The organism is Candidatus Omnitrophota bacterium (assembly GCA_041650805.1).
Classification (GTDB): Bacteria; Omnitrophota; Gorgyraeia; order 2-01-FULL-45-10; family 2-01-FULL-45-10; genus JBAZKM01.
Genome location: JBAZKM010000013.1, coordinates 15,549 through 38,177, shown reverse-complemented (window position 1 = coordinate 38,177; position 22,629 = coordinate 15,549). Strand labels below are relative to the sequence as shown.

General features: G+C 52.2%; 18 protein-coding genes. 1 reads left to right on the top strand and 17 read right to left on the bottom strand.

Annotation, left to right across the window (positions count from 1 at the left end):
• Nucleotides 1-4 precede the first annotated feature (4 nt).
• From WC515_08260 to WC515_08180, 17 genes are read right to left on the bottom strand one after another with little or no spacing between them, the layout of a single operon-like run.
• The gene (locus tag WC515_08260; GenBank protein ID MFA5147354.1) at nt 5-1,498 is read right to left on the bottom strand and encodes a radical SAM protein; all 1,494 of its coding nucleotides are present in this window, start codon (nt 1,496-1,498) and stop codon (nt 5-7) included.
• Nucleotides 1,491-2,627, bottom strand: coding sequence for a glycosyltransferase family 4 protein (locus tag WC515_08255; protein MFA5147353.1), 1,137 nt, complete (start codon nt 2,625-2,627; stop codon nt 1,491-1,493). Before WC515_08255 ends, WC515_08260 begins: the two co-directional genes overlap by 8 nt.
• Complete coding sequence (locus WC515_08250; protein ID MFA5147352.1) at nt 2,624-3,481, bottom strand: glycosyltransferase; 858 nt, start codon at nt 3,479-3,481, stop codon at nt 2,624-2,626. The genes WC515_08255 and WC515_08250 overlap by 4 nt, the downstream gene beginning before the upstream one ends.
• Nucleotides 3,482-3,494: 13 nt before the next feature.
• Nucleotides 3,495-4,187, bottom strand: coding sequence for a class I SAM-dependent methyltransferase (locus tag WC515_08245; protein ID MFA5147351.1), 693 nt, complete (start codon nt 4,185-4,187; stop codon nt 3,495-3,497).
• Nucleotides 4,188-4,201: 14 nt separating this feature from the next.
• A complete protein-coding gene (locus tag WC515_08240) occupies nt 4,202-5,650 on the bottom strand; it encodes an oligosaccharide flippase family protein (GenBank protein ID MFA5147350.1) in 1,449 nt (482 codons plus the stop codon).
• Nucleotides 5,651-5,663: 13 nt separating this feature from the next.
• Complete coding sequence (locus tag WC515_08235; protein MFA5147349.1) at nt 5,664-6,947, bottom strand: radical SAM protein; 1,284 nt, start codon at nt 6,945-6,947, stop codon at nt 5,664-5,666.
• Nucleotides 6,940-7,887: a glycosyltransferase family 2 protein gene (locus WC515_08230; GenBank protein ID MFA5147348.1), complete on the bottom strand. Its 948-nt coding sequence runs from the start codon at nt 7,885-7,887 to the stop codon at nt 6,940-6,942. The genes WC515_08235 and WC515_08230 overlap by 8 nt, the downstream gene beginning before the upstream one ends.
• Nucleotides 7,877-10,120, bottom strand: coding sequence for a methyltransferase domain-containing protein (locus WC515_08225; GenBank protein ID MFA5147347.1), 2,244 nt, complete (start codon nt 10,118-10,120; stop codon nt 7,877-7,879). Before WC515_08225 ends, WC515_08230 begins: the two co-directional genes overlap by 11 nt.
• Nucleotides 10,121-10,136: 16 nt before the next feature.
• Complete coding sequence (locus tag WC515_08220) at nt 10,137-11,609, bottom strand: radical SAM protein (GenBank protein MFA5147346.1); 1,473 nt, start codon at nt 11,607-11,609, stop codon at nt 10,137-10,139.
• Nucleotides 11,597-13,051 carry a radical SAM protein gene (locus WC515_08215; GenBank protein MFA5147345.1) on the bottom strand — a complete coding sequence of 485 codons (1,455 nt, stop codon included), beginning with the start codon at nt 13,049-13,051 and terminating at the stop codon, nt 11,597-11,599. The genes WC515_08220 and WC515_08215 overlap by 13 nt, the downstream gene beginning before the upstream one ends.
• 22 nt (nt 13,052-13,073) lie before the next feature.
• On the bottom strand, nt 13,074-13,784 hold the full coding sequence (locus WC515_08210; protein ID MFA5147344.1) for a glycosyltransferase family 2 protein: 711 nt from the start codon (nt 13,782-13,784) through the stop codon (nt 13,074-13,076).
• A gap of 3 nt (nt 13,785-13,787) precedes the next feature.
• Entirely contained in the window at nt 13,788-15,170 is a 1,383-nt protein-coding gene (locus WC515_08205) for a radical SAM protein (protein MFA5147343.1), read from the bottom strand.
• Between the two features lie 4 nt (nt 15,171-15,174).
• The gene (locus tag WC515_08200; GenBank protein MFA5147342.1) at nt 15,175-16,089 is read right to left on the bottom strand and encodes a transketolase C-terminal domain-containing protein; all 915 of its coding nucleotides are present in this window, start codon (nt 16,087-16,089) and stop codon (nt 15,175-15,177) included.
• On the bottom strand, nt 16,062-16,874 hold the full coding sequence (locus WC515_08195; protein ID MFA5147341.1) for a thiamine pyrophosphate-dependent enzyme: 813 nt from the start codon (nt 16,872-16,874) through the stop codon (nt 16,062-16,064). Before WC515_08195 ends, WC515_08200 begins: the two co-directional genes overlap by 28 nt.
• Nucleotides 16,875-16,929: 55 nt before the next feature.
• Nucleotides 16,930-18,093, bottom strand: a complete 1,164-nt coding sequence (locus WC515_08190) for a 2-isopropylmalate synthase (GenBank protein MFA5147340.1) — start codon at nt 18,091-18,093, stop codon at nt 16,930-16,932.
• On the bottom strand, nt 18,074-19,258 hold the full coding sequence (locus WC515_08185; protein ID MFA5147339.1) for an aminotransferase class I/II-fold pyridoxal phosphate-dependent enzyme: 1,185 nt from the start codon (nt 19,256-19,258) through the stop codon (nt 18,074-18,076). The genes WC515_08190 and WC515_08185 overlap by 20 nt, the downstream gene beginning before the upstream one ends.
• Nucleotides 19,255-20,772: a hypothetical protein gene (locus tag WC515_08180; GenBank protein ID MFA5147338.1), complete on the bottom strand. Its 1,518-nt coding sequence runs from the start codon at nt 20,770-20,772 to the stop codon at nt 19,255-19,257. Before WC515_08180 ends, WC515_08185 begins: the two co-directional genes overlap by 4 nt.
• Nucleotides 20,773-20,953: 181 nt before the next feature.
• On the opposite strand from WC515_08180, the gene WC515_08175 reads away from it, so the two are divergent.
• On the top strand, nt 20,954-22,624 hold the full coding sequence (locus WC515_08175) for a glycosyltransferase family 39 protein (GenBank protein MFA5147337.1): 1,671 nt from the start codon (nt 20,954-20,956) through the stop codon (nt 22,622-22,624).
• Nucleotides 22,625-22,629: the final 5 nt, after the last annotated feature.

Genomic DNA, 22,629 nt, shown 5'->3' with positions numbered 1-22,629 from the left:
CCGCTCATGGTTTGAAATTCACGGTCCTGAAAAGCTTGACCGGATACATAAAAAGGCGATAGACCGTCGCCCTGAAAAACTGTTTCAGATAAAGGACCTTCCGGCTGCTCCTGAATATCATGCCCCAATACAACGGATCGAAAGTTATGTCCATAATGGACCTGAAAAATTTGAAACGCTTGAACCTTAGATAATATATGCGTTTTTCGTTCAGCGAATGGCTCACCAGCCGGAACCTCCCGTCCCTGAGCGGCCTGAACGAGTTGGTAAAACTGAATATACCGTACTCGTCCGGCCGGAGCGGCGGCTTCACATACTCCTCATATATCCTGGTGCCGATATACGGGATCGTTATATTTATACCGTATACGGTAGATCGTATCCTCTTCATGAGCGCGATACTGGCGTCTATGTGCCTCTCCGTCTCGCCGGGCATATTCACCATAAAGCAGGCGAACGTCCTTATCTTATGGCGCCTGCATAGATCGAATGTCCTTACGGCATCTTCGACCTTTATTCCTTTTTTTACCCTGTCGAGCATCTCCTGGGACCCGGACTCCACTCCTATGTCGACCTGTATGCACCCTGCCTTCTTCAGACGCACTATCATCTCCTCGTCAAGAAGGTTTGCCCTCGTCTCCACCCCCCATACCATGCCCAGTTTGCGCTCTTCGAATTTATCGAGAAATTCGAAGGTCCTTCTCCTGTCCATACAGAATGTGTCGTCGTTAATATAGAACCCGTCGATATCGTACTCTCTCTTAAGAAAGGCAAGCTCTTCGATCACCGACTTAACCGGCCTGTACCTGACCTTCTGGTCCCTGTTGGCGCAGAATGTGCATAGATACGGGCATCCCCTTGCCGTGAAGATGCGCACGCCTGACAGAAAGAGATGCCGGACCATCGACTGCTGAGGGGTCGAATAAAAATCCATATCTATCTTGTCGTAGGCAGGCATGGGCAGTTCGCCGAGATCCTTCATATACGGCCTCTCGCCCGTGCGCACTACGACGCCCCCTTTTCTATAAGCTATCCCGGCTACCGCATCGAGAGTCCCGCCTTTTGTATCGTTCTCTACCAGTTCGTACAGGGTATTCTCCCCCTCTCCTATGGCCGCCACGTCCACCGGGCTCCCGTCGAAAAGGATATCCTCCGGCTTAAGGGTAGGATGGATGCCGCCTGCTATTATCGTCGTCTTTATTCTTCCCTTGATAAGCCGGCTTATCTGCATGAGAGAATTTAGGTCTGCCGTATAACATGTGAAGCCGACATACTCCGGCCTTTTTTCTTCGATGATCGCCAGTATCTTTTCGACCGTCTCATCCGTGCCGGCGACCGCCGTATCGCCCGGATAACGTATCTTCTTTATATCTATTATTTCGGAGGCAATACCCTTCTTCTCAAGCCATGCGGCAAGATACATATAGGACATCGGCAGGACCGACGAGTAGGCCCTCGAGGGCAACGATACTAAAGCCACTAAAGGTCGCTTATCCATTACGGAGCTCCATGCATCTATCGATGAACATATCGGCTATACGGTCGGACCTCATGCCCGCTGCCGTCCTGCGGGCATTCTCCCCTACCCTTTCCCTCAATTGCGGATCGTCGAGAAGCATCCCGGCGGTTGAAGCAAACCTCTCTACGTCTCTTTTGGGGACCAGAAAACCGTTCCGGCCGTCCGATATGACCTCTGATACGCCCAACCCTTCGGAGACGACCACCGCCATGCCCAGGACCATGGCTTCCAGGACCACCTTGCCGAACCCCTCGAACAGGCTGGGGAAGAGAAATACCTTATGGTTCAGATACTCCTCTTTAAGCATATCCTTCGGAAGCAGCCTTATTACCCTTATCCTGTCCGCCATCTCTTCCGGGAAATCTGCGATCACATCCCCGTCCTTAAGCCCTGTCCCTATGACGGATACGGTGAGGTCGCTCTTTCTATCGTTAAGTATCTTTATGATATCTACAAAATAAGCACACCCTTTCAGGTGGCACCACCCTCCGACAAATAATATGTCCCTGCCGCGTTTCGCTTCCGCAGGAACGGCAAAAACGGGTTTTACGCCTGTCGGTATTACCGATATTTTATCTTTCATAAAAGATCTCTCAAGATAGTCCCCCTCGGCCCTGTTCATGACGAATATATTATCGCAGAGATGCGAAAATATGGTGACCTGCAGGATACGGTATGAGAAGAGGAAGACCCTCTCCCTGACCCTGAAATGAGACCTTTTGGACATTGACAGTTCCCGCTTATACTCTTTTTTGTATAAAAACTCATGCCCGTGAGAGCGCATGATCAGCAAGGGGTGTTTTGTGAGGAAAAATATCTTCGTCAGGATGGCATAGAAAAAACCGTCGCCGCTCGATACGACCACGAAATCGTACCTATTCCTGATATCCAGGAAGAGCATCTTGAACGCGGCCATTACCGGAAATACTATGAACAGGATGGTATTAAGCATGATGTTCTTCTTCGGCGAGAAACCGAGCAGGTCGTCCCTGAAGATGGCGTGGGCAAGGTGGCCCTTTTCACCTATATCGTTCAGGGGCTGTATCACGTGGCCGGGGGCCCCGTAATTTTCGTTCTTAAAAAAATTGCCGACAAAAAGAAATTTCATGCGGAAGACCTGTCCGATCCTTTCGATGCTATATCTTTCAGCCCTGATACCCGCCATATGAACCTTAACCCCAACAGGACACCCAGGTGATAGAAGGCCCTGAAGGCCATTTCGTATATCCTCTGCAGCGCCAGGGGGCAGGCCGTGCTCCAGGTCCCGCAGGTGGTATAGATCCTTTTGGCGTGTCCCCTGTGCTTCTTCAGGACCTTTACAAGGGTGGGATAATACCTCCTTCTGTATCCTGCATATCCGAAAAAATCCTCCATATACTTCGTACCGGCAGAATTTTCGGACCTGTGATGTACATACATCGGTATCGCATAAGCATGCAGCCCTTCCGACCGTATGCTCAGGCAATAGTCGACCGCGTACAGATGCCAGCTGTCGCATGTCTCTTCGTCGAACTTGAACCTGTCGAATACGCATTTTGGTATGACGACGAGGCACTCGTCCAGCGTCTGCACGGGCTCCGGCCTGTGGATGGGGTTGCCCCATTCCCACGGCTTATCTATGGACTTGATGACGTTCCTCCCCCTCTCCTTATTCGTACGCCCCTCCTCGCTCATGCCCGCCACTCCCGCTATTCCCAGGTTTACCGCGGAATCGAGTATCTTTTCCGCATCGCCTATCCATGAAGATGATATAAGATCGACGTCCGGATGTACGAACATTATGTACTTACCTTTTGCCTTCCGCCCCCCTTCGTTAAGCGCCGCGGCCACAGACCTGAACCGATCTTTTGTATTATCCATCAATATCAATTCGTGTGATGCGGTCTGTGCCTCCAGGCTTTTTAATAAGCACTTTGCGGAGGACTCTTTCTCGCCGTAGAATACCGAGACGACGGATATCATCTGTATGGCCCCTTTACTTCGGACCGGAAGACCGGTCATCAACGTTCAAAACCGCGAACAACCTGGAATAGAGAACAGGCCTTAATATCCCGTACCTGCGAAGCGCCCTGACCCCTGAACGGAGAACGGGGTTCCCTGATAAGATGGGCGGATATACCGGGGATATCTCCAGTATCCTGAAATCGTTGAAATAGTTCGAAAAGAGCGCCCTCAAGGAGTCCTTAGTAAAAAAAGATACGTGGTCCATCTCCAGGAAATGCTCATACGTGAGACCGCACCTCTTCAGGGCCTCGAAATCGCCGCAATTGGGCACGCTTATGAGTATATTTTTCCCGGCCACCCTTTTTGCTTCTTTCAGGACCCTCTCCGGGTCCTGCAGGTGCTCCAGCACTTCGATCAATATGACCGTATCGAATGCCCCGTCCCCGAACGGGAGCGCATCCTCTATAAGGCGGGCATCGACCCCTTTCTCCCGTGCTATCCTGATATATTCCTCGTTTATATCCGCGCCGGAAATTTCGAACCCGTACCTTTTAAGCTCAAGGCAGTACGCGCCGGCGGCGCATCCCAGGTCGAGGACCTTCCTTCCTGCGTATTTCTTGCACAGGCCTATGATCTCGTCCGAAAAGAGGTCCCTGCCGGCATCCCTGTACCAGGTCCTGGAATCCCTGTAAATGTCATCTTTTGTCAGCTTTAAAAACATCATCGTCTTTACTGGCCTCATTTAAGGACAAAACTCCTTATATCCTCCATAAACTCTTTCCTCATAAACGACAGAACTATCGCCGCGTATGCAGAGCCGTATGTGAAGACCGATAAGAAGAAGTCATACGGACCGGGCCTCACGGCTCCCATGAAGGCCTGCCTGCAGACCAGGTAAAATAGGACGGCTACCATGCTGGCCCCGAAGAATATGCCGCATGTGCGCATTACGGCCCTGATATCTATCTCTATTATCCTTGATGAGTAATAAAAATATAACGGCTGCGTAAATGCGAAAGACAGCAGTACCGCGATACAGCCGCCCGTCAGCCCGTATAATAAGGTGAGCGGAACGATGAGGAGGATCAACAGGATACAGAGGGCGCTGTTCCTCTTTATCTCGATATCGAGCCGGTTCACTCCTTTTAAAAAACTGTTAGAGATGCTCCCTATCATACCGAAGAAACCGGCCAGACACAGTATCCTGAGAGGGATAACGGCCCCTTCCCATCTGCTCCCCAAAAATACAAGTATGAAAGGCCTGGCGAATACGAAAAGACAGGTAAAGAATGGGACGGAGACGAGCATTATGTATTTAAGGAATTTAAGGTACATCGATTTCAGCAAGGTCCCGTTGTCCTGGAATTGCGCGTATAGCGGGAATGAGACCCTGTCGGAGACGGCCAGGATATTATTGGTCACCCAATTACCGAAGTTCGAAGCCACTGCATAGTACCCTACGACCCCTACGCCAAGCAGCTTCCCTATGACCATCCTGTCGACCTGGGTTATCAGCACATAGAAGAAGAGCAGAAGATACATCCCCCTGATATAACGGAAGATGACATTGAAGATCTCCCTGTCCCATGTAAAACGGATCATCCTCGGTTTTATGATGAAGAACGACACGGCCGCCACTACATGGCTGACGACCCTGGAGATGACTATGCTCCATAGCCCCATACCCGCCCTTGCCATGAATATGGCCAGCGCGTAAAATGCGACCGCCCTCAGCATCATGGGGATGACTATGGAATCGAACTTCCGTTCCTTTACAAGCGTCGTATACTGCACAAAATAGAGGTCCGGTATCACTATGCTGAGACCCAGGACCCTTATGACCGCAGCGATGCTGTGATCGTTATAGAAATCCGCCCATGGCCCTGCGGCCAGGAAGAGGAGTATGTAAAGAAATAGAGAAGTGCAGAATTTGGCCAGGAAGGCCGTGTCGACCGTCTTCGCGAAGAGCTCGTCTTTAGGGGTCGCTATGGAGGCCGCCTCGAAGACATGCTCGTTCCATATCCCTATGACGGTTATCAATATCTCGGCAATGGCGAGGATACCGAAATCTTCCGGCCGCAAAAGCCGCGTCAGGACGATAAGCCCGAAGAATATGACCGCCTTTTCAAACAGGTGCAGGCCGAATACCGCCAAAAGGTTCCTCTGTGTCTCCTGTTTAAGGTTCATGTAATATAAACCCTCATCTCCATTCTATCTTCTGGAAATAGCGCTGTACATCCCCCCTCCATGTGCGGGAGGCAAGGAATGCCTTCAGGTCTTCACGCATGCTCTTAAGCTTATCCATGGTGTAGGAATCCGTCTCTATCGTCATACCGCCGTCGCCCTGCCCGGCGATATTATAGAATTCGTTATAATCTTTAGTTATGAACCGTATGCCGAACCTCTCTCGCTCGTTCCAGAGGGCGCTGCCCGGGAGCGGTATAAGCGTAAAGAGCGTATACTCATCCGGGTCCGCTTTCATTATGAACTGTTTTGTCCTCTCTATGGTATCTTCGGTCTCACCCGGTATCCCCACGATAAGATATATCTTAGCGATCAGGCCCGCCCTCTTCGCTTCTCTTATAACGGCGTGATTCTGTTCTACAGTGCAGTCTTTCTGTATCCTGTCAAGAAGCCCCTGATCACCCGTTTCTGCGCCGAAGGCGATGGTCGTGCACCCGGCCCGTTTCAGGCGCACAAAGTCCTCGAATCTATTGTAATCTGCGCGGCCGTTGCACCTGAATTTTATATTGAGGGATTCGAGGCGCTCCAGAAAGGGGTAGAGCCGGTCCCTGTTCAGCGTAAAGACGTCGTCATAAAATATGAAGTTCCTTATCCCGTGATCCTTTATTATCCCCTCGATCTCCGCGATGACCGAATCCGAAGAACGGTATTTTATGCTCCTGAATGTGCCGGGGCTGTTACAGAACGCGCACCTGTAAGGGCATCCCCTGGAGGTTATGATGGATGTTGCGAGGCCCCCTCCCACTATCCTGTGATAACTCTTTATATCTACCAGGTCCCTTGCCGGGAGCGGCAGCTCATCGAGGTCCGGCGGCGGCTCGAAATCGTACATCTTCCTGTGAATGCCGCGCCCGAGATCGCCTATGAACTTCTTTATGCTTATGTCCGCCTCTCCGCGCAGGACCACATCAAAATCCTTCAGGGTCTCTTCGGGCATAGCGGTAGGGTGTGCGCCGCCTGCGATTACCGGCGCCCCGGGGTTTATCTTCCTGCATATATCCCTTATCTCCCTGGAGATATAATAGTTACAGGTGTATATCCCTATCCCGTAGATATCGGCATCACCTATGATCCCCTCCCACCTTTCCCTCCTCTCGGAACTGAGGTCGGCTATCCTTACGGGGATACCCATCTCGCGGACAGACGCGGCTACATATAAAAGGCCGAGCGGGGCATCCAGCCGGTCGTCTAGGCTGTTTGCCTGCGGAGGATTTATAAGGCAGAATCTCAATTTAGTCATGAAAATTTTTCGCGCTCAGCGCCTCCAGGACATCGCTGTCTTTAAGAGCGGCCGTCTTCATCGCCATGGAGCGTGCGGCGCGGAGCTCTTTTACGGATCTGGTGGCAAGAAAAAATCCTGTCAGCATAGGCCGCCTTGTCCTGAAGAGGCAGAGGACTTTTACAAGCTTCAGGAAGAGCATAAAAAAATGGCGGATAAGGATACGACGATCGGTTATATTCTTCCATACGAAGAGAAGGCCGTTCTTGAAGAGATATTGTACCTGTGTATCCACGGTAGCGTACTTATTCACGCTCGCCGCGCCTTTATGGTAGATCACGGCCCCGGGTTCATACAATATCCTGAAGCCCGCCTTCCAGGCGCGGTAAGAGAGGTCGAAATCCTCATAGTAGAACGGCTTGAACAACGGGTCAAAAAGTCCCAGTTTCATTATCTTATCCTTCGCGTACATTGCGTTCCCGGCATTACACGTGATATGTTCCTCCGCCGGATAATAGCTCACGCGGCTTTGCGACAGGTTCTCATTCACCTCTTCTATCCACTGAGCGCCGGAGGTATCGGCCGTCCCGTCCCAGTTCATCTCCCTGGGGACGACGGCGAATGTCCTGTCGTCTCTCTCCAGGAGCTCTGCCAGGCCCCTCACACATCCCTTATCCAGCTTTACGTCGTTATTCAGGAGGAGCAGTTTATCATATGAGCTCCGTCCTATCCCGCTGTTCACGGAGAACCAGAATTCATTCGTCTTCATAGACAGCGTTATCACATCCGGATAATGGCGCTTGAGAAAATCCGGCGACCCGTCACTGCTCGCATTATCTATGACGATCACTTCATATTCGGCGCCATTGAATACAGCCGATTCTATGACTGTCGGGATGCACTCCCTCAACAATTCCACTCCGTTATAATTGACTATTATTATGCTTACGCTATTTCTCATTGGTGCACACGACGGTTATGAACGTGCCTTTCCCGCATATGCTCCCCAGGAGGGAGAGCGGAGAGAAGACGGCATCCGCCAGCATCTTATAAAGTATATTATTGAAGAGGTATGAATCTTCCGGTATGCGCGTCTTCCTGTTCAAAAATCTGGCGAGGCTGCCTCTGTAAGATTTGTCGAGCGGCGCAAAATGCGACACCCTCCTGACGGCAAAACCCTTATTCTTCAAAAGCGGTATGAGCGTGCCGGGCGAAAAAAGGTGCATATGCCTGGGCGGGTCCAGGTGGACCCAGGCCGGTCCGAATATGCCCGCTTCGATACTGTCGCCGTTCGGCACCTGCAATGCCAGCACCCCGTCCGTTTTTAATATCTTTTTTATAGCATCCAGGAGACCGGATGAATCGCTTATGTGCTCCAGGACGTGCCACAGGGTCACGACGTCGAACGAATCCTCTTTAAAGGCCGCCTCCTCAAGCCGGCCGTTATCCAGGACCTTTATGCTCGATCTGACTTCATCCGGGATCTGCTTTACCGCATCTCTGTCTATATCCACGCCGGCGATCTCCCATCCCTTCTCTCGGGCGTACAGGACGAAGTTGCCGTAACTGCACCCGATATCGAGCAGCCTGCCGCGGATCCCGGCGGCATCCAGGATCGTGCGTTCGTAAAACCTGTTGAGGCGCCGCCGCCGCGTCATCTGGCGCGAGATCGACCAGCATGCAGGGCCTCTGCCCTCTAACCTGCCGGACTCCGGGAGCTTCTCTCTGCGGTATACCCTGATGACCGGCCTCTCATGGTTGCTCCAGTACGAAAAGAAGAAGACACGCACGGACCCCATCGCGTTCCTGAAATACCTCCATGATGCCAACGGGCGCATGTCGAAGAAAAGATAATTCTGAAGCATGGTCGAGAAACCGCCCACAAGGTCGAAGAGCACGTTGGGTCTTATCTTCACGAGGCGCCTGAGCATGGATTTACGGAAGAACGGTATCTTCATCGCGGGGTAGATGAGGTTTATGATGTTTATGATCTCGTCCCCGTGCTCCTTGTTAAAGGCAGGCCTGGCTGTATGGGGCTTAAAATCCTTGAGCGAGAAATCCGCCGGCAATAGGCCTTCCCTCTTTGCGATCCCGGTCAATTCGAGGTTGGGGAACGGCTGGAAGACGCCTACGCGCGAGAAGTCGAATCCGATCCTCGCGTTCCATTCTACAGAAGAGAAAGCGTCTTCGAGCGTCTCTCCGGGCAGGGCGAACATGGTGTTTGCGGCGGTCTTTATACGGTGGCGCCTGAAGAGCTCTACGGTCGATCTCGCCTGTTCGTTGGTCCAGAATTTTTTTAGATACTCTTTTCGGATGCGTTCGCTCCCGGCCTCAAATCCGAAAGCCACGCCTACACAACCCGATCTTGCCAGAAGCTCTACCGCTTCCGGAGGACAATCCAGGCACAGGTTGCATGAAAATGGGATCTTTGCCTCTTCAGGAAATCTTTCGGAGAATTCCCTCAGCCATGAGATATCGGAGGCGAAGAGGTCGTCGGAGAAGTGTATCCTTTTAAGGACGGATCGTTTCTTCACGCTCAGGACCTCATCTATCACGCGGCTTACTGATTTGAGACGGACGAACCTCCCCTTTCCCCTGTATTCCCGCATCAGCATAGTATTGTGGCAGTAGGTACAGATATGGGGACACCACATACCGGCAATGAACCGTTTCATGGGCATGTCCCGCAGGAAGCGGTATTTATAATATAGGTCCCGTTTCGGCATGGGGAGCGAATCGAGGTCATGTATTATGGGCCTCAGTTCGTTCTTTACCCATCCGCCGGGTGTATTGCTCCATATATTCTCTATATGCGTTGTATCTTCCTCTTTCGACAGGCGGTCCGCCAGCTCTACCAGAGCGCCCTCGCTCTCTCCGCGGCATATGTAGTCCACGCTATTATCGTCGCTTATCTCTTTAGCGTAATATGTCGCGTGCGGTCCTCCCATTACCGTAGGTATACCGGTATATCTTTTGACGGATCTTGCCACTTCCGTTATCTCGGCATGCGCGCCCGTGATCACGGAAAACCCTATCAGGCCAGGCCGCATCTTTTCGAGTTCCGACATGAGGTCCCTGCAATGGGAGAGCAGTATAAGGTCCGTATCATGCCCTGCCCTTTCCAGAGAGGCGGCCAGAGATGCCACCCCCAGGGATTCCTCAAGGCCGTTACGCTGTATGAAGAGTACTTTCATCTTTCCTTCCGTTCCCTCAATCGCCCAATAATCTGCGTTTTAACGTATGGGCAAGCATCTCTCTCTTTATGTGCTTCAGCGTATCCTCCCCAAACTCGCGCCGTATCATACGCTGGTACCGTCCGTTCCCGAAATAGTCCGTGAACGCGCGGTCCCTGAACCGCAGGATCTCCTCCGGGGCCAGATATCTTACAGAGAGAGGATGTGTTTCATAACCGAACTGCGCGTAAGCCAGCCAATTATCGGGTAATTTTATGCCTCTTCGCACCGACTCCCGGTAAAGAACGGAGCCGGGATATGCCATGGCTACGTAAAAATTGGCGTACTCCGTATTAAGCTCCCCGGCAAAATCGAGCGTCTCTTTCATCGTCTCAAGAGTATCCCCGGGCAGCCCGAAAATATAGTTCGCGCCTGCGTAGATGCCGGCGTCGCGCACCATATTCACCGCTCTCTTTATGCGCGCCCTGGTGAACGCACCTTTTGTGACCTCACCGCGTATCCTGCTATTGGCCGATTCGATCCCGAATCCGAGCCACCGTATCCCTGCCAGTCTCATCTTCTTCAACATGCGGCTATCGATCGTATCTACACGCGCGTACGCCCATATATTAAGATCGTGGCCGCGTTCGATCAGGAGATCACAGATCGCCATGACATGTTTCCTGTCAAGCACGAAGCATTCGTCCAGTATTTTTAGGTTCCTGATCCCGTATTTTGTGACAAGGAGATCGATCTCCTCGACGACCTTTTCAGGGCTGCGGTAACGGATACCCCTCTTCCCGAAGAGGGCGTGGATACAGCAAAAACTGCACTGAAAGGGACACCCTAAACTTGTATATATGACCGCGTACGGCTGTCTCCTGTCGAGAGACCCGAAGCAATGCCAGTTGTGGGCCCTGTACTTATCCATCGGTAGTAGATCCCATGCCGCCACGGGGAGAATATCAAGGTCCTTAACGAGCGGGGCGCGCGGATTCGAAAGTATGGCGTAGCCTCGCCGATACCATAATCCCCTGATCCCGGAATAACCCTTATTATATATAATAGCTTCCAGTAACTCCGAGATCGTGTAAAATCCTTCGCCCTCGCATACAAAATCTACGGGTTCCTCGCGCATCGTACGTTCCGGCAGCGCTGACGGATGGAGCCCGGTCAATATCGTCTTTGCCCTGGCACCTCTCTTCCTGAGCGATTCCAGCACCGATCTCGCCCCGGCCATTGCCGGCGTGGAGGCGGACGGGTTCGCCCCCGAAGCTACTATAGCGATGAGACGCGGATCATCGATCACGGCCGCCTCCGCCGTTTCGTCGGGGGTGAAATTTTCGGCCTCGGAGTCGATCACCCTGACGGAATGACCGTTATCTCTGACAAATGCCCCTATCAGGGCGGCCCATAACGGCGGCTCTATCCCGGAGAGCGAACGGCTCAGATCGCCGTAGAGCTTCTTCTGATTGCCGGGTTTTATCAATACCAGATCTATCTTCGACATACGGGCAAATCGCTCTTTTTATAGTCCCTCTTTATCTTCCTCTTCAACATATCCGTTACGTAATCGGCGGTCTCCGGACCGAATTTACCGCGTATCATATCCAGGTACCGGGCATTGCTGAAATACTTTTCGAATGCTTCATCCCTGAAACGCAGGATCTCTTCGCCGCTCAGGTGCTTTGTGGGAGTGGGCCTGGCGTTCGGCGCGAAGAAACCGTACTGCTCCCACCTCTCCGGCACACAGGAATTCCTGACCGCATCTTCATATATGGCCGTACCCGGATAGGCCATCGATATGAAAAAATTGGCCCATTCAAGGTTCAGCTCCTGTGCCAGGTCAAGCGTCTCTTTCATGGTGTCATGATCGTCATCCGGCAACCCGAAGACATAATTGCCTCCTATGGATATACCGGCCCCGTGTATCGCGTCCACGGCATCTTTTATCTGCGCCAGATTCTGTTTTTTGAAGACCCCGTTCAGTATCTTCTCATTGCCGGCCTCGATACCGAGGAAGACCCAGTTGATCCCCGCCCTCTTCATCCTCTCGAGCATCCCGGGATCGACAGTATCCGTCCTGGCAAAGCACCACATATTTAGATCATATCTGCGTTCGATCAGGGAATCGCAGATGGCGATGACCCTGTCCCTGTCGAGCGTAAATGTATCGTCTATGATCTCGATGTGTTTTATACGGAACTTATCCGCCAGCACCTCAAAATCCTCCATAACGCGGGACACCGTTTTATAACGCACGCGTCTTCTGCCGTACACAACGTTCACGCTGCAGAAACTGCACTGGAACGGGCATCCCAGGCTCGTGAAGACGAGCGCGAACGAGCTCTGTCTTCCCATGCCCCAGCACTGCCAGTGATGCGCCCTGTATTTGCCCATAGGCAGGAGATCCCATGCGGGCAGAGGTAATTCATCTATATCTGCCAGAGGCGCCGCCGGACGGGACACTATCCTTCCTCCGTCCCGCGTCCATACCCCGTTTATCGGGAATGCCCTTTTGCCGTCTTTCATGGCACGCAACAATCCCGTAACGGGCCGATACCCTTCCCCCTCTATCACGAAATCGGCGCCTTCTTCTCTCAACGTCCTCTCTGGGAGGGCCGAGGGGTGATGGCCGCCGATCATCGTCTTCATATACGGGGCCTCTCTTTTCAGCGCTTTCAATATATCCCCTGCGGCGGTCATCTTTGTGGTGAACGCCGTCAGTCCCACAAGCATAGGTCCGCGCCTGCATATCTCTTCGACCGTCTTCTCCACAGACCATTCCTCGGCTTCCGCGTCCAGGATGTCGACGGAATATCCTTCCCTCCTGGCAAAGGCAGCCACCATGGCAATGCCGAGCGGCGGAGCGACGGTAGCGTATTCCGAGATGCCGCCGAACTGCGAGATCCTGTTAGCCGGGTTGACCAGCAATAGATCCGGCCGTTTCATATATCCCGACCCTTTCTGATATTCAGCGCCACACAAATATCTCCCTTATAACCTGAAAGAGGTATGCCGCCCCCCATCTGAAGACCTTCAGCTTCGCCTTGCCTCCTATGCGCGGCGGCTCATCACCCGGTATCTCCGTTATCTTCAACTTACGCTTGGCCGCCCGCACAGAGAGGAGCGGCTCTAAAGATATCTTTGTCGAGAAGATCCTCTCGGGAAGCGTGTAGCTTATATCCTTATCCAGGTCCAGGTCCTTTATAAGGCCTTTCTTATAAGCCCTGTAGATATTCATCACATCGGTATATCTGCCCCCATGCAGCATGTTCACCAACGTGGTGAATAACCAGTTCCCGAATGCCGTAAGATGATTATCATCGTAACTCCTGGCACCTCCGGTATAACGGGATACGATCACCATATCATACCCTTCCTTCATCTTTTCTATCAACGCAGGTATCAACTCCGGTTTACAGTTGCCGTCAGGGCTGAAGGTTATTATAATATCGCCCTCTATCTTATCTGCCAGGCCTGTCAGTACGCTCCGCACGCCGCCGCCTTTAGACGGCTCCAGGACGAGCGTATAACCGTGTTCTTTTATATACTCTATAGTCCCGTCATCGGAATGGCCGTCTATAAAGATCGTCTCGTCGACCCATTCCCTTTTTATCCCGGGCATGATGGCCCTGACACCGTCTATCTCGTTCAGGGTAGGTATGATAAGCGAGGTCTTCATCCGTTATCCATTCTTTAGATCCCTGACCGGTCTATACTCCAGGATTTTTTTAAATATGAACTTTATATGATACGGGCGCAACATCCTGAGGATCTTGATGAAGATCCTGGGCCTTATCCTGAAGTAGAACCTCCTGAAGGCCTCGCTCCTTGCCCGCAATAATTCTTCGCGTGACAATCCCTCCGGTATCAATTCCGGCTCCCTGTAAGATCCTTTATCCCAGTCCGGTTCGAATTTGCCGGAAAACCTGTCCCACAGCTCCGAGCCGGGGAGCACGTCGAGGATAAGAAAATCCGCTTTTATTAATGGCTCGGATCGGGCGAACCTTATCGTCATATCGATGCTGTTCTTCGTCTCTCCCGGGAGGCCGAATATGAATGTGCCTCCTACGTTTATTCCCGCCTTGTCGCACAGCCTTATCGCTCTTCGCATCTGCTCGATCGTCTCTCCCTTCTTCATATCCTTCAGCATTTCAGGGTCTGCCGACTCTATACCCAGGAGCACATAATAACAACCGCTCTCTTTCATCGCGCGCAGCATCTCTTCATCGACCCTATCCGCCCTTATGCCGTCTGGTACGCACCACCGTATCTTTATACCGTTTTTTATGATAAGGCGGCATATCTCCATGATGTGCTCTTTATCGAAGGTGAGGTTATCGTCAAAGAAGTGTATCTCGCGCGCCTTGAACCTCTCCATGAGATATCTGATCTCCCCGATGACGTTTTCGGCGCTCCTGTATCTGAGGCGGCTGTCATAAAATTTAGGGCTCCCGCAGAATACGCAGTGATAAGGACATCCTCTGGTCGTCATTATCCGGCCTACCGGATGATCTCTGGTAAGGAAACCGTGCGGCACCCGGGGATAACGGCACGGATCGAGCTCCTCCCAGTCCGGGAACGGGATATCATCCAGGTTCTCTATGACCTCTGCCTTCATGAAAGGATCGGCTTCGCTCTTCAGATCACCCGGCGAATAGACCCCCCTTATCCCGTTGTTGATGAGCCCGTTCTTAAGGAGCGCCGTAAGCGCCTTTTCGCCTTCGCCGCACACCACGTAGTCGGCCCCGGAGTCGATAAGTGTCCTGTAAGGAAGGAACGTCGGATGCGGGCCGCCTATGATGCAGGGGATCCCCCGGCCCTTCAACGCCTTTGATAACGCTATGACCTCTTTATAAAAACAGGTGAAGCAATGTATCCCGACCGCATCCGGTCTTTCGGCAACTATCCTCTCAACCAGCTCCTGAATATCGCATCTCTCTGCCAGACCGTCTATCACCCTGGTCTCGATGCCGTTAAGTTTTAAAAAACTCGAAAGGTAACCAAGCCCTATAACAGGCATCACCATATCGGCTTTAAAATTCGGTCTCGTCAGGACTATCTTCATCCGTCTACCTTCCGCGCCTCTTCCCGTATTCCGTTCTTACTGCCTCGGCTATCCTTCGGGCATCCGGCGTAGAGTTCTCCGTTCCCGGGGTGACGCCCACGGACCTGTCGGCCAGCCCCAGGGCCTTCACCGGGACCCCCGCGGCGAACATCAGCTCGTAAGCTATCGACTGTGAAGCGCCTGCCGGCTCAAAGCCCGTATCTACCACGATCCCCATCTTGCTCGACTTAAGGGGACCGAGCAACCTGTCATTCAATAAGAACGGTTTCAACCGCACTATATTGACAACATCGCACTTTATGCCGTCTCTCTCCAGCAGTTCCGCCGCCCTTACCGCATTGAACCTGGCTATGGATATCGCGTAGATCGTGACATCGGACCTTCCCGTCACCCTGTCCGCTATCTCGTCTTTATTATCAAAGCTTGCGCGGTGTTCGCATACGATCGCGGGGTCGTCATGCTCAAGAAAATCTTTCCAGGCCGTCTCGTACTCTTTAGGGGTGACCGGAGCCGAGACCCTGAACCCGGGAAAGTGCATGAATATACTGTGCAATTTCCCGGAGTGTACCGGCCCGGCGCCTTTACCCTCCGACGCTATGGCGCGCACGAATATGGGCGTCCCTTTACCGAAGAACTCTTTCGTCTTTGCCGCATAATATATCAGAGGGCTCCCGTTCAGGATCAAAAAATCCTGAAAACGTATCACGAATATGGGTCGCCGTCCTGCGAGCGCCGCCCCCACGGCTATGCCGCTCCCTGAGACGTCGGCCATGGAGAGTTCGATTATACCTTTACAGTCCGGGACGGTATTATTCACCCATCCTACGGCGGTTATCGCCTGGCCGAGCAGGAGCCCGTTATTCTTTGTGAGATGCCCGCGCGTTATCTCTTTTATAGTCTCCGCAACCGTTCTTGCCATAGTCCTTTCACCAGGCGTTCCGTGTCTGCCTCTATATCTCCGTGATCTATCTTCAATCCATCGAGCTCTTTTTTGACCAGCGCAAACCTGTCCCATTCCGGGGGACCGTCTACGCCTGCGCCCACGTGCCAGAAGTGCCGGCATGTCCGGCAGTTGATGAAGGCGGGAAGATCTTTGATAAGTTCTTTTGTGTGGTGGGCGATCAGCCAGGGGTCATCGGCGATATCTACTGCCGGCACCTTTAAAGCCCGCACCGTATCGACCATATTCCAGTTACGCCTGACCTTTACAGGCGTAAGTATAGAAAGGTCGTTGTCTTCGCATATGAAGAGGACCGGCAGTTTATGAGTAGACGAAAACCCGATAGCGGCCAGCGCATAATCCTCTTCGGCCGCGGCATCCCCGAAGAAAGCGACGGTCTTGCGCCCGCTCCCCAGGGCAAACCCTGCCGCGAGAGGCACATTCTCCCCGATCAGCCCATGGTGGCCCGCCATATTGATCGCCGGGTCATGTATCATCGCGGATCCGCCCTTCCCGCCGGTGCATCCGGTGGGGCGGCCCAGCAGCTCATCTATCAACTTCACCGGATCGCCGCCGAACGCCAGATATACGGAATGGGCCCTGTGTTGCCCGAATATATTGTAACCGGGGATCATAACGGATACGGCTGCGGCTATCGCCTCCTGCCCTGCCGACAGATATAGCGGGCTCTTGATAAACCCGTCTTTCCAGGCCCTGGCGGCCTCGATCTCGAAATACCGTATCAGGCATATGCGCCGGAACATCTCCAGAGACCCCCCGGCGTCGAAAGACGCGCTTAAGCCCCGGATCAGTCCCAGATCAGGCGACCTTTTCGGATCTGAACCTTTTGAAGAGATTGATGACATCATCATCCGTTATGAACTTTTTCTTTGCTGAATTATCCTTGAAATATCCGGCAAACCTTTTCAGTTCCTCCGTACCGGCATCGAGACCCAGCGCCTTCAATTTCTCCCTGAGGGCATGCGCTCCGGAGAGTTTGCCGAGGACGAGCCGGTAGCCGTCCAGGCCTATCTCTCTGGGGTCTATCAGCTGGTACGTCTGCGGCGACTTCAGCATGCCGTCCTGGTGTATACCCGACTCATGCAGGAATGCGTTACGTCCGACGATGGCTTTATTGAAAGCCACCCTTATCTTCGAAAGCTCTTCAACGAGCAGGCTGGTCTTCATTATCTCCCTGGTCTTTATATACCCTATATCTACGCCGAACTCGTCGTTCCTGACCATAAGCGCCATTATCACCTCTTCGGCAGAGGCGTTCCCGACACGCTCTCCTATACCGTTGACCGTGACCTCTGCCTGCCGCGCCCCTGCCTTTATCCCTGCCAGAGTATTGGCGACCGCGAGGCCGAGGTCATTGTGACAATGGGTGGAGACGACGGCATCTCCGGGAAGCCCGTCCACTGCGTCCTTCACAAGTGAAGCATAACCTTCGGGGGTAGCATACCCAACGGTATCGGGCAACTCTACCGTACGGGCACCCGCCTCTACGCAGGCCCTGCATACCTTCAGAAGATATTTTCGCTCGCTTCTTGTAGAATCCTCCGCGGCGAATTCTACATCGTCCGCAAAAGTCCTCGCATACTTCACCATATCCACGGATAGGTCGAGCGCCTCATTACGGCCCATATTGAATTTATGCTTTAAATGGATATCGGAGGTGCCCATGACGACCTGTATACGACGCCTGGGGGCGTTGCCCAGAGAGTCGGCGGCGATCTCTATATCCCTGCGGTGTGCCCTGCACATCGCGCTCACCACTATCTGCTTACCGAACTCTTCCGCCACAAGCTTAACTCCCCTGGCATCGGCTTCCGATGCGGCCGGAAAACCTGCCTCTATTATCGGGAGGCCGAGCTTTACAAGCTGTCCGGCGAGGCGCACCTTCTCTTCGGGGAAAAAATTTACCCCGGCTGCCTGCTCTCCGTCCCTGAGCGTTATGTCGTTAATCAGGAGACGCTGCATATACCTTATCCTTTAGGGCATCCTTCATCTTCGCGCAACCTTCTTCTATGGTCTCCCGGCTTCTTGTGTAACAGAGCCGCACGTAACCTTCTCCTCCGGCGCCGAAACATGTGCCGGGCAGAAGGGCCACGCCTGCCTTTTCCAGGACGAAATCGGCAAATTGGGCGCTCGTCATGCCCGTCCCGTTTATGTTCGCGAATACATAACAGGCCCCGTCGGGCAGTATACAGGATATGCCCGGTATCTCATTCAGTTTCGTTACGATCAGGTCCCTCAGGCGTCTGTATTCACCGATCCTTTTATCTATTACACCCTGGTCTCCTGTCAGGGCGGCTATCCCGCCGTACTGTATGAAGGGCGGTGTGCATGAATATGTCGTCTCAAAGAGAAGGCCCATCCTCTTTATGAGCTCGACCGGCCCTATCGCATATCCGAGCCGCCATCCCGGCATCGAAAAATTCTTGGCGAAGCCGTCAAGTATGACGGTCCTCTCGCGGCACCTGTCGGCCAACCCCGCCGAATGGTGCTTCTTGCCGTAGATGACCCGTGAATATATCTCGTCGCTCAGGAGATACAGGCCCTCCCTTTCGGCTATCGACGCTATCTCATCGATCTCTTTCTTATCGAGGACGGCCCCCGTGGGGTTCTGCGGCGAATTGATGACGATGAGACGGGACCTGTCGGTTATCCTTTCCCGGATCTCTCCCGGTTCGATATGGAATGCTCTCTCCTCTTTGAGAAGGATGCCGACCTTTCTTATCCCGGTATAATTGGTCACGGCGATATAGGTCGGAAAACCCGGGTCCGGATAGATGACCTCCTCTCCGGGATCCGCCACGCAGCGCATCACAAAATCGATGATCGCATTTGCCGGCATGATGAGCACCTGTTCCGGCATCGGCCTGAACCCCAGGCGTTCCCCGGTGTAATCGCACACGGCATTCCGCAATTCCATGATGCCGGAAGAGTCCACATAGTGGGTCCTGTCACGGTCCAGGGCGGACTTCGTCGCCTCGACTATATGAGCGTGGGCCCGGAAATCGGAATCGCCTATCTCGAAATGGAATATCTCCCTGCCGGCCTTCTCCATAGCAGCCAGCCTTGCCAGAAGCTTGAACATCGGCTGCCCTGTCAGACCGCCCGTTATCTTCGATAATCGTTTCATGATATTATGAATTTATCCCGTTCTTCGTCATAAGCGATCGAATACTTGGGATGCGCCTTATCGTAATATTCGCCGAAAAAGATCTCGGCGAAATTGACGTCTTTGCTTGCGCGCGTCTTCGCCGCTTCGTCTTTCATGAAGTAATCTTTCGGATGATAGTATCCTTCTGTGACCGTTAAAAGCCACGGGGTAGGCGTCGTGACGGCAAAGGAGAAGTCCTTCTCATGGATGTGCCTCTTTACGAAGTCCTGCATGGCATCGAAGTACAGCCGCGCCGGCCTGCGTTCTTCCAGCGCCTTTTTGTTGACCTTTACCGTACCGTATACATTGAATATCAAAAAGAGAGCAAGGGCCAGTATGCCGGCCCGGCGGAATATTCTGCCGGTCTTTTCGAATACCCCAAGACCGGATGCCATATAAATAAATATCATCAGGAGTGAGCCGAAAAGATAAGGCCCTCCGAGGCCGGAGTAAAGATACGCTATCCCGTGAGTCCCTCCCCTCCCGAGGCAGTTTATGGAAACGTGGCCGAGCATCATAAAAGCTATCAGTGCGGCAAACGGCAGGTTCTCCCTGTTATCGCGCGCCGTCATCAAAGACACGGCGCCAAGGTATAGCGCGGAGACGAAGAGGATAGTTCCGGTGAGCGGGGTCAACGTACCGAAAAAACTTCTCAATGACCACAGGAAGAATATCCGCGGTATGGCGACGACCGATTCCGATATATTGGCGATCCCCAGCGTCTTTTCCGACTCAAACTGCATGACCCAGTCATAGTTGCAGAATATATGCGCGCAGTAAGCCGACAGATACAGCAATACGGGAACGAGCAATATAAGATGATCTGCCCTGAATTTAAAAGGTCTCCCCGCGGCACGGCCTTCCATGACCAGGAGATAGATGAAAAATAGCGCAGAGAATACGACACCGCTTTCATAAAAGAAGGAGGCAAAGCACATGGCCAGACCGGCCGCCAATAGATTACGCCTGTCCCGCCTTCCGCGTACCGTAAAATCATATAGCGAAAAGAGAGAGGTGATGACAAGGATCATAAATATAGGGTAACCGTTGACGTGCGTCCACAATACGAGAAGGGCATACATGCGGTTTACGGCAAAGAGGACCGGCAGAAGCCATGCAAAGATACCGCCCCCTGCGGCCGTGAGGAACCGATACATCGATAAGGCCACGCCTATGTGAAGGGCCACCCCTGTCACCACCCAAAGGGTATAGTTGGCTCCGAAGGACCATTTCTGTAATCCCAATATCGCGATAGTAAGGGGCCTGTAAAGAAGGGTATCGCCCAGCAATATTATATTCTGGGAGTACTGGCCCTTTATAAGATCGATGATACCGCAATTCTGCGTCTGGAGGAAATACCTGGATATATCGCCTTTCGGGCCTACGAAGAACGAATAGAACGAATAGTGATAAGCTATGACGGTGATCCCGGTTACTATCATAAAAAATGCCAGGGCTCCGGAGATATGCAAATCGATACGGCCGTTACTCATTATTAAAAATTCCCTTTCTATGCATCTCCTCCTGCCAGAGACAACTTCGCGGTTAGCATTATAACACTAAATATCACTATATTCAATAAGTTATATTACTACCTTTTCTATACATTTATATTGAAGATTTCTATATGATAATGTACTATATTATTTTAGGCAAATATTAAAATATAGAGTGATGATGCCTCCATCCAAACATATAATATTCTGGTATATACTGCTCTTCATACTGATACAGCTTATCGGCCTCAATTACGAACCGTGTTTTGAAGAATTCCGCGACTACGAGGCATACCATTCCATACTGCATGGGAAACTGCCTTATGTGGATTACCGATGGGTGTACGGGCCCATAGGACCTTTCTTTTACGCCCTGATCTTCCGGGTATTCGGATCGGAACTTTTAGTATTGCGCATAACGGCCGTGATCTTCGGCTGCCTCGGCATATTACTGGCATACTCTATAAGTAAATTTCTCCTGCCCCGTAAGACGGCGGCCTTTGCCGGTTTTCTGGCCATATCCGCCTTCTTTACCTTCCCTGCCCATACATATAACCACTACCTGGGGATGCTGTCAAATCTGGCAGCTTCCTTGATGGTATTCCGCTTCATCGAATCTTCAAAAAGGGGCGATCTGTTCATTGCGGGTATCTTTTCAGGGGTATCATATCTGGTAAATCCCCTGACATTCGGTATAGAGATATCTTTCAGCATCATAGCGCTGCTTGGTTTTATCGGGTTTGCGGAAAGGCAGTGGAATAGACCCTTTTTCAGGGACGTATTCATATATCTGTGCGGGGTATCACTTGCGGCGCTGCCGGTATACTTATCCATATTAAGCCGGGCGCCTTTCGAGAGGGTCTTCGAACTCTACTGGTCCCATGAGCGCAAATTTGCCGGACTACCGCTTATCCAGATCAGCCTCCCACGCCCCGACATGCCCTGGGACATCTTATACGCCCTGCGGTCCTTTCGCTATATCCTGTTCAGGGACATAGCAAACCCTTCGCTCTTTTATCTGTTGGCCATAATAACTTCTTCTATAGCGCTGGTCCTGTCATTCAAGTGGCTTAGGGACGGGTCCCGCCGCATCATCGCCTGCGGCATATTCTTCCTTTCCATCCTGGCCCTGTCAAAAGTCATATATTTTTTATACAGCGGGCCTTACCTCACCTTTCTCGGCAGGTACTATCTCTATCCCGCTGTCATACTCCTGGTATTCCTGGTCCGCTCTCTCCTTTCAGATGAGAATATAAAACAGAATAAAACCATTCGTACTGTAATAATATCGTCTTGCATCATCGCGGGATTGTCTTTTGCCGTCCTGTATCACGGTTACCGGATATCGAATTTCTTCCTGAAAAGATGGTACACCATGCGGGCGCCGTTCGTAAAGGGCATCATGTTCAACGGGGACCATTACAACAGATATATATTGCCTTCCGAATACATTAAAAACAGCTCCGCGCCGGATGACAAGGTCTTCGTCATGTTCTATGACCCTGCTTATTGTGTATTGTCGGAGAGGCCTCCTTTATTCCCGGAGGATGTGTACATGGGGCTGACGCCATATCGCGTGATGATCGATCCTGCGCGGATGCCTCATTACGAAGGGCCTGCGCTGAGCGTCGGAGGGCTTATACTCGAAAGGATGGAAAGAGATAAGCCGCTCTTTGCCCTGGATTTCGTCATGAAAAAGTATGTCTACGGCGCCCCGCCTGTCGGACCGTCGTCTTCGGGGATAGGGCCGGAGGCGGAAAAATACATACGTGACAACTATTATCTTGCAAAGACGTTCCCTTACTCGAACGATGAGTCGGAGATAAGGGTATACAGGAGAAAACGATAACCCCG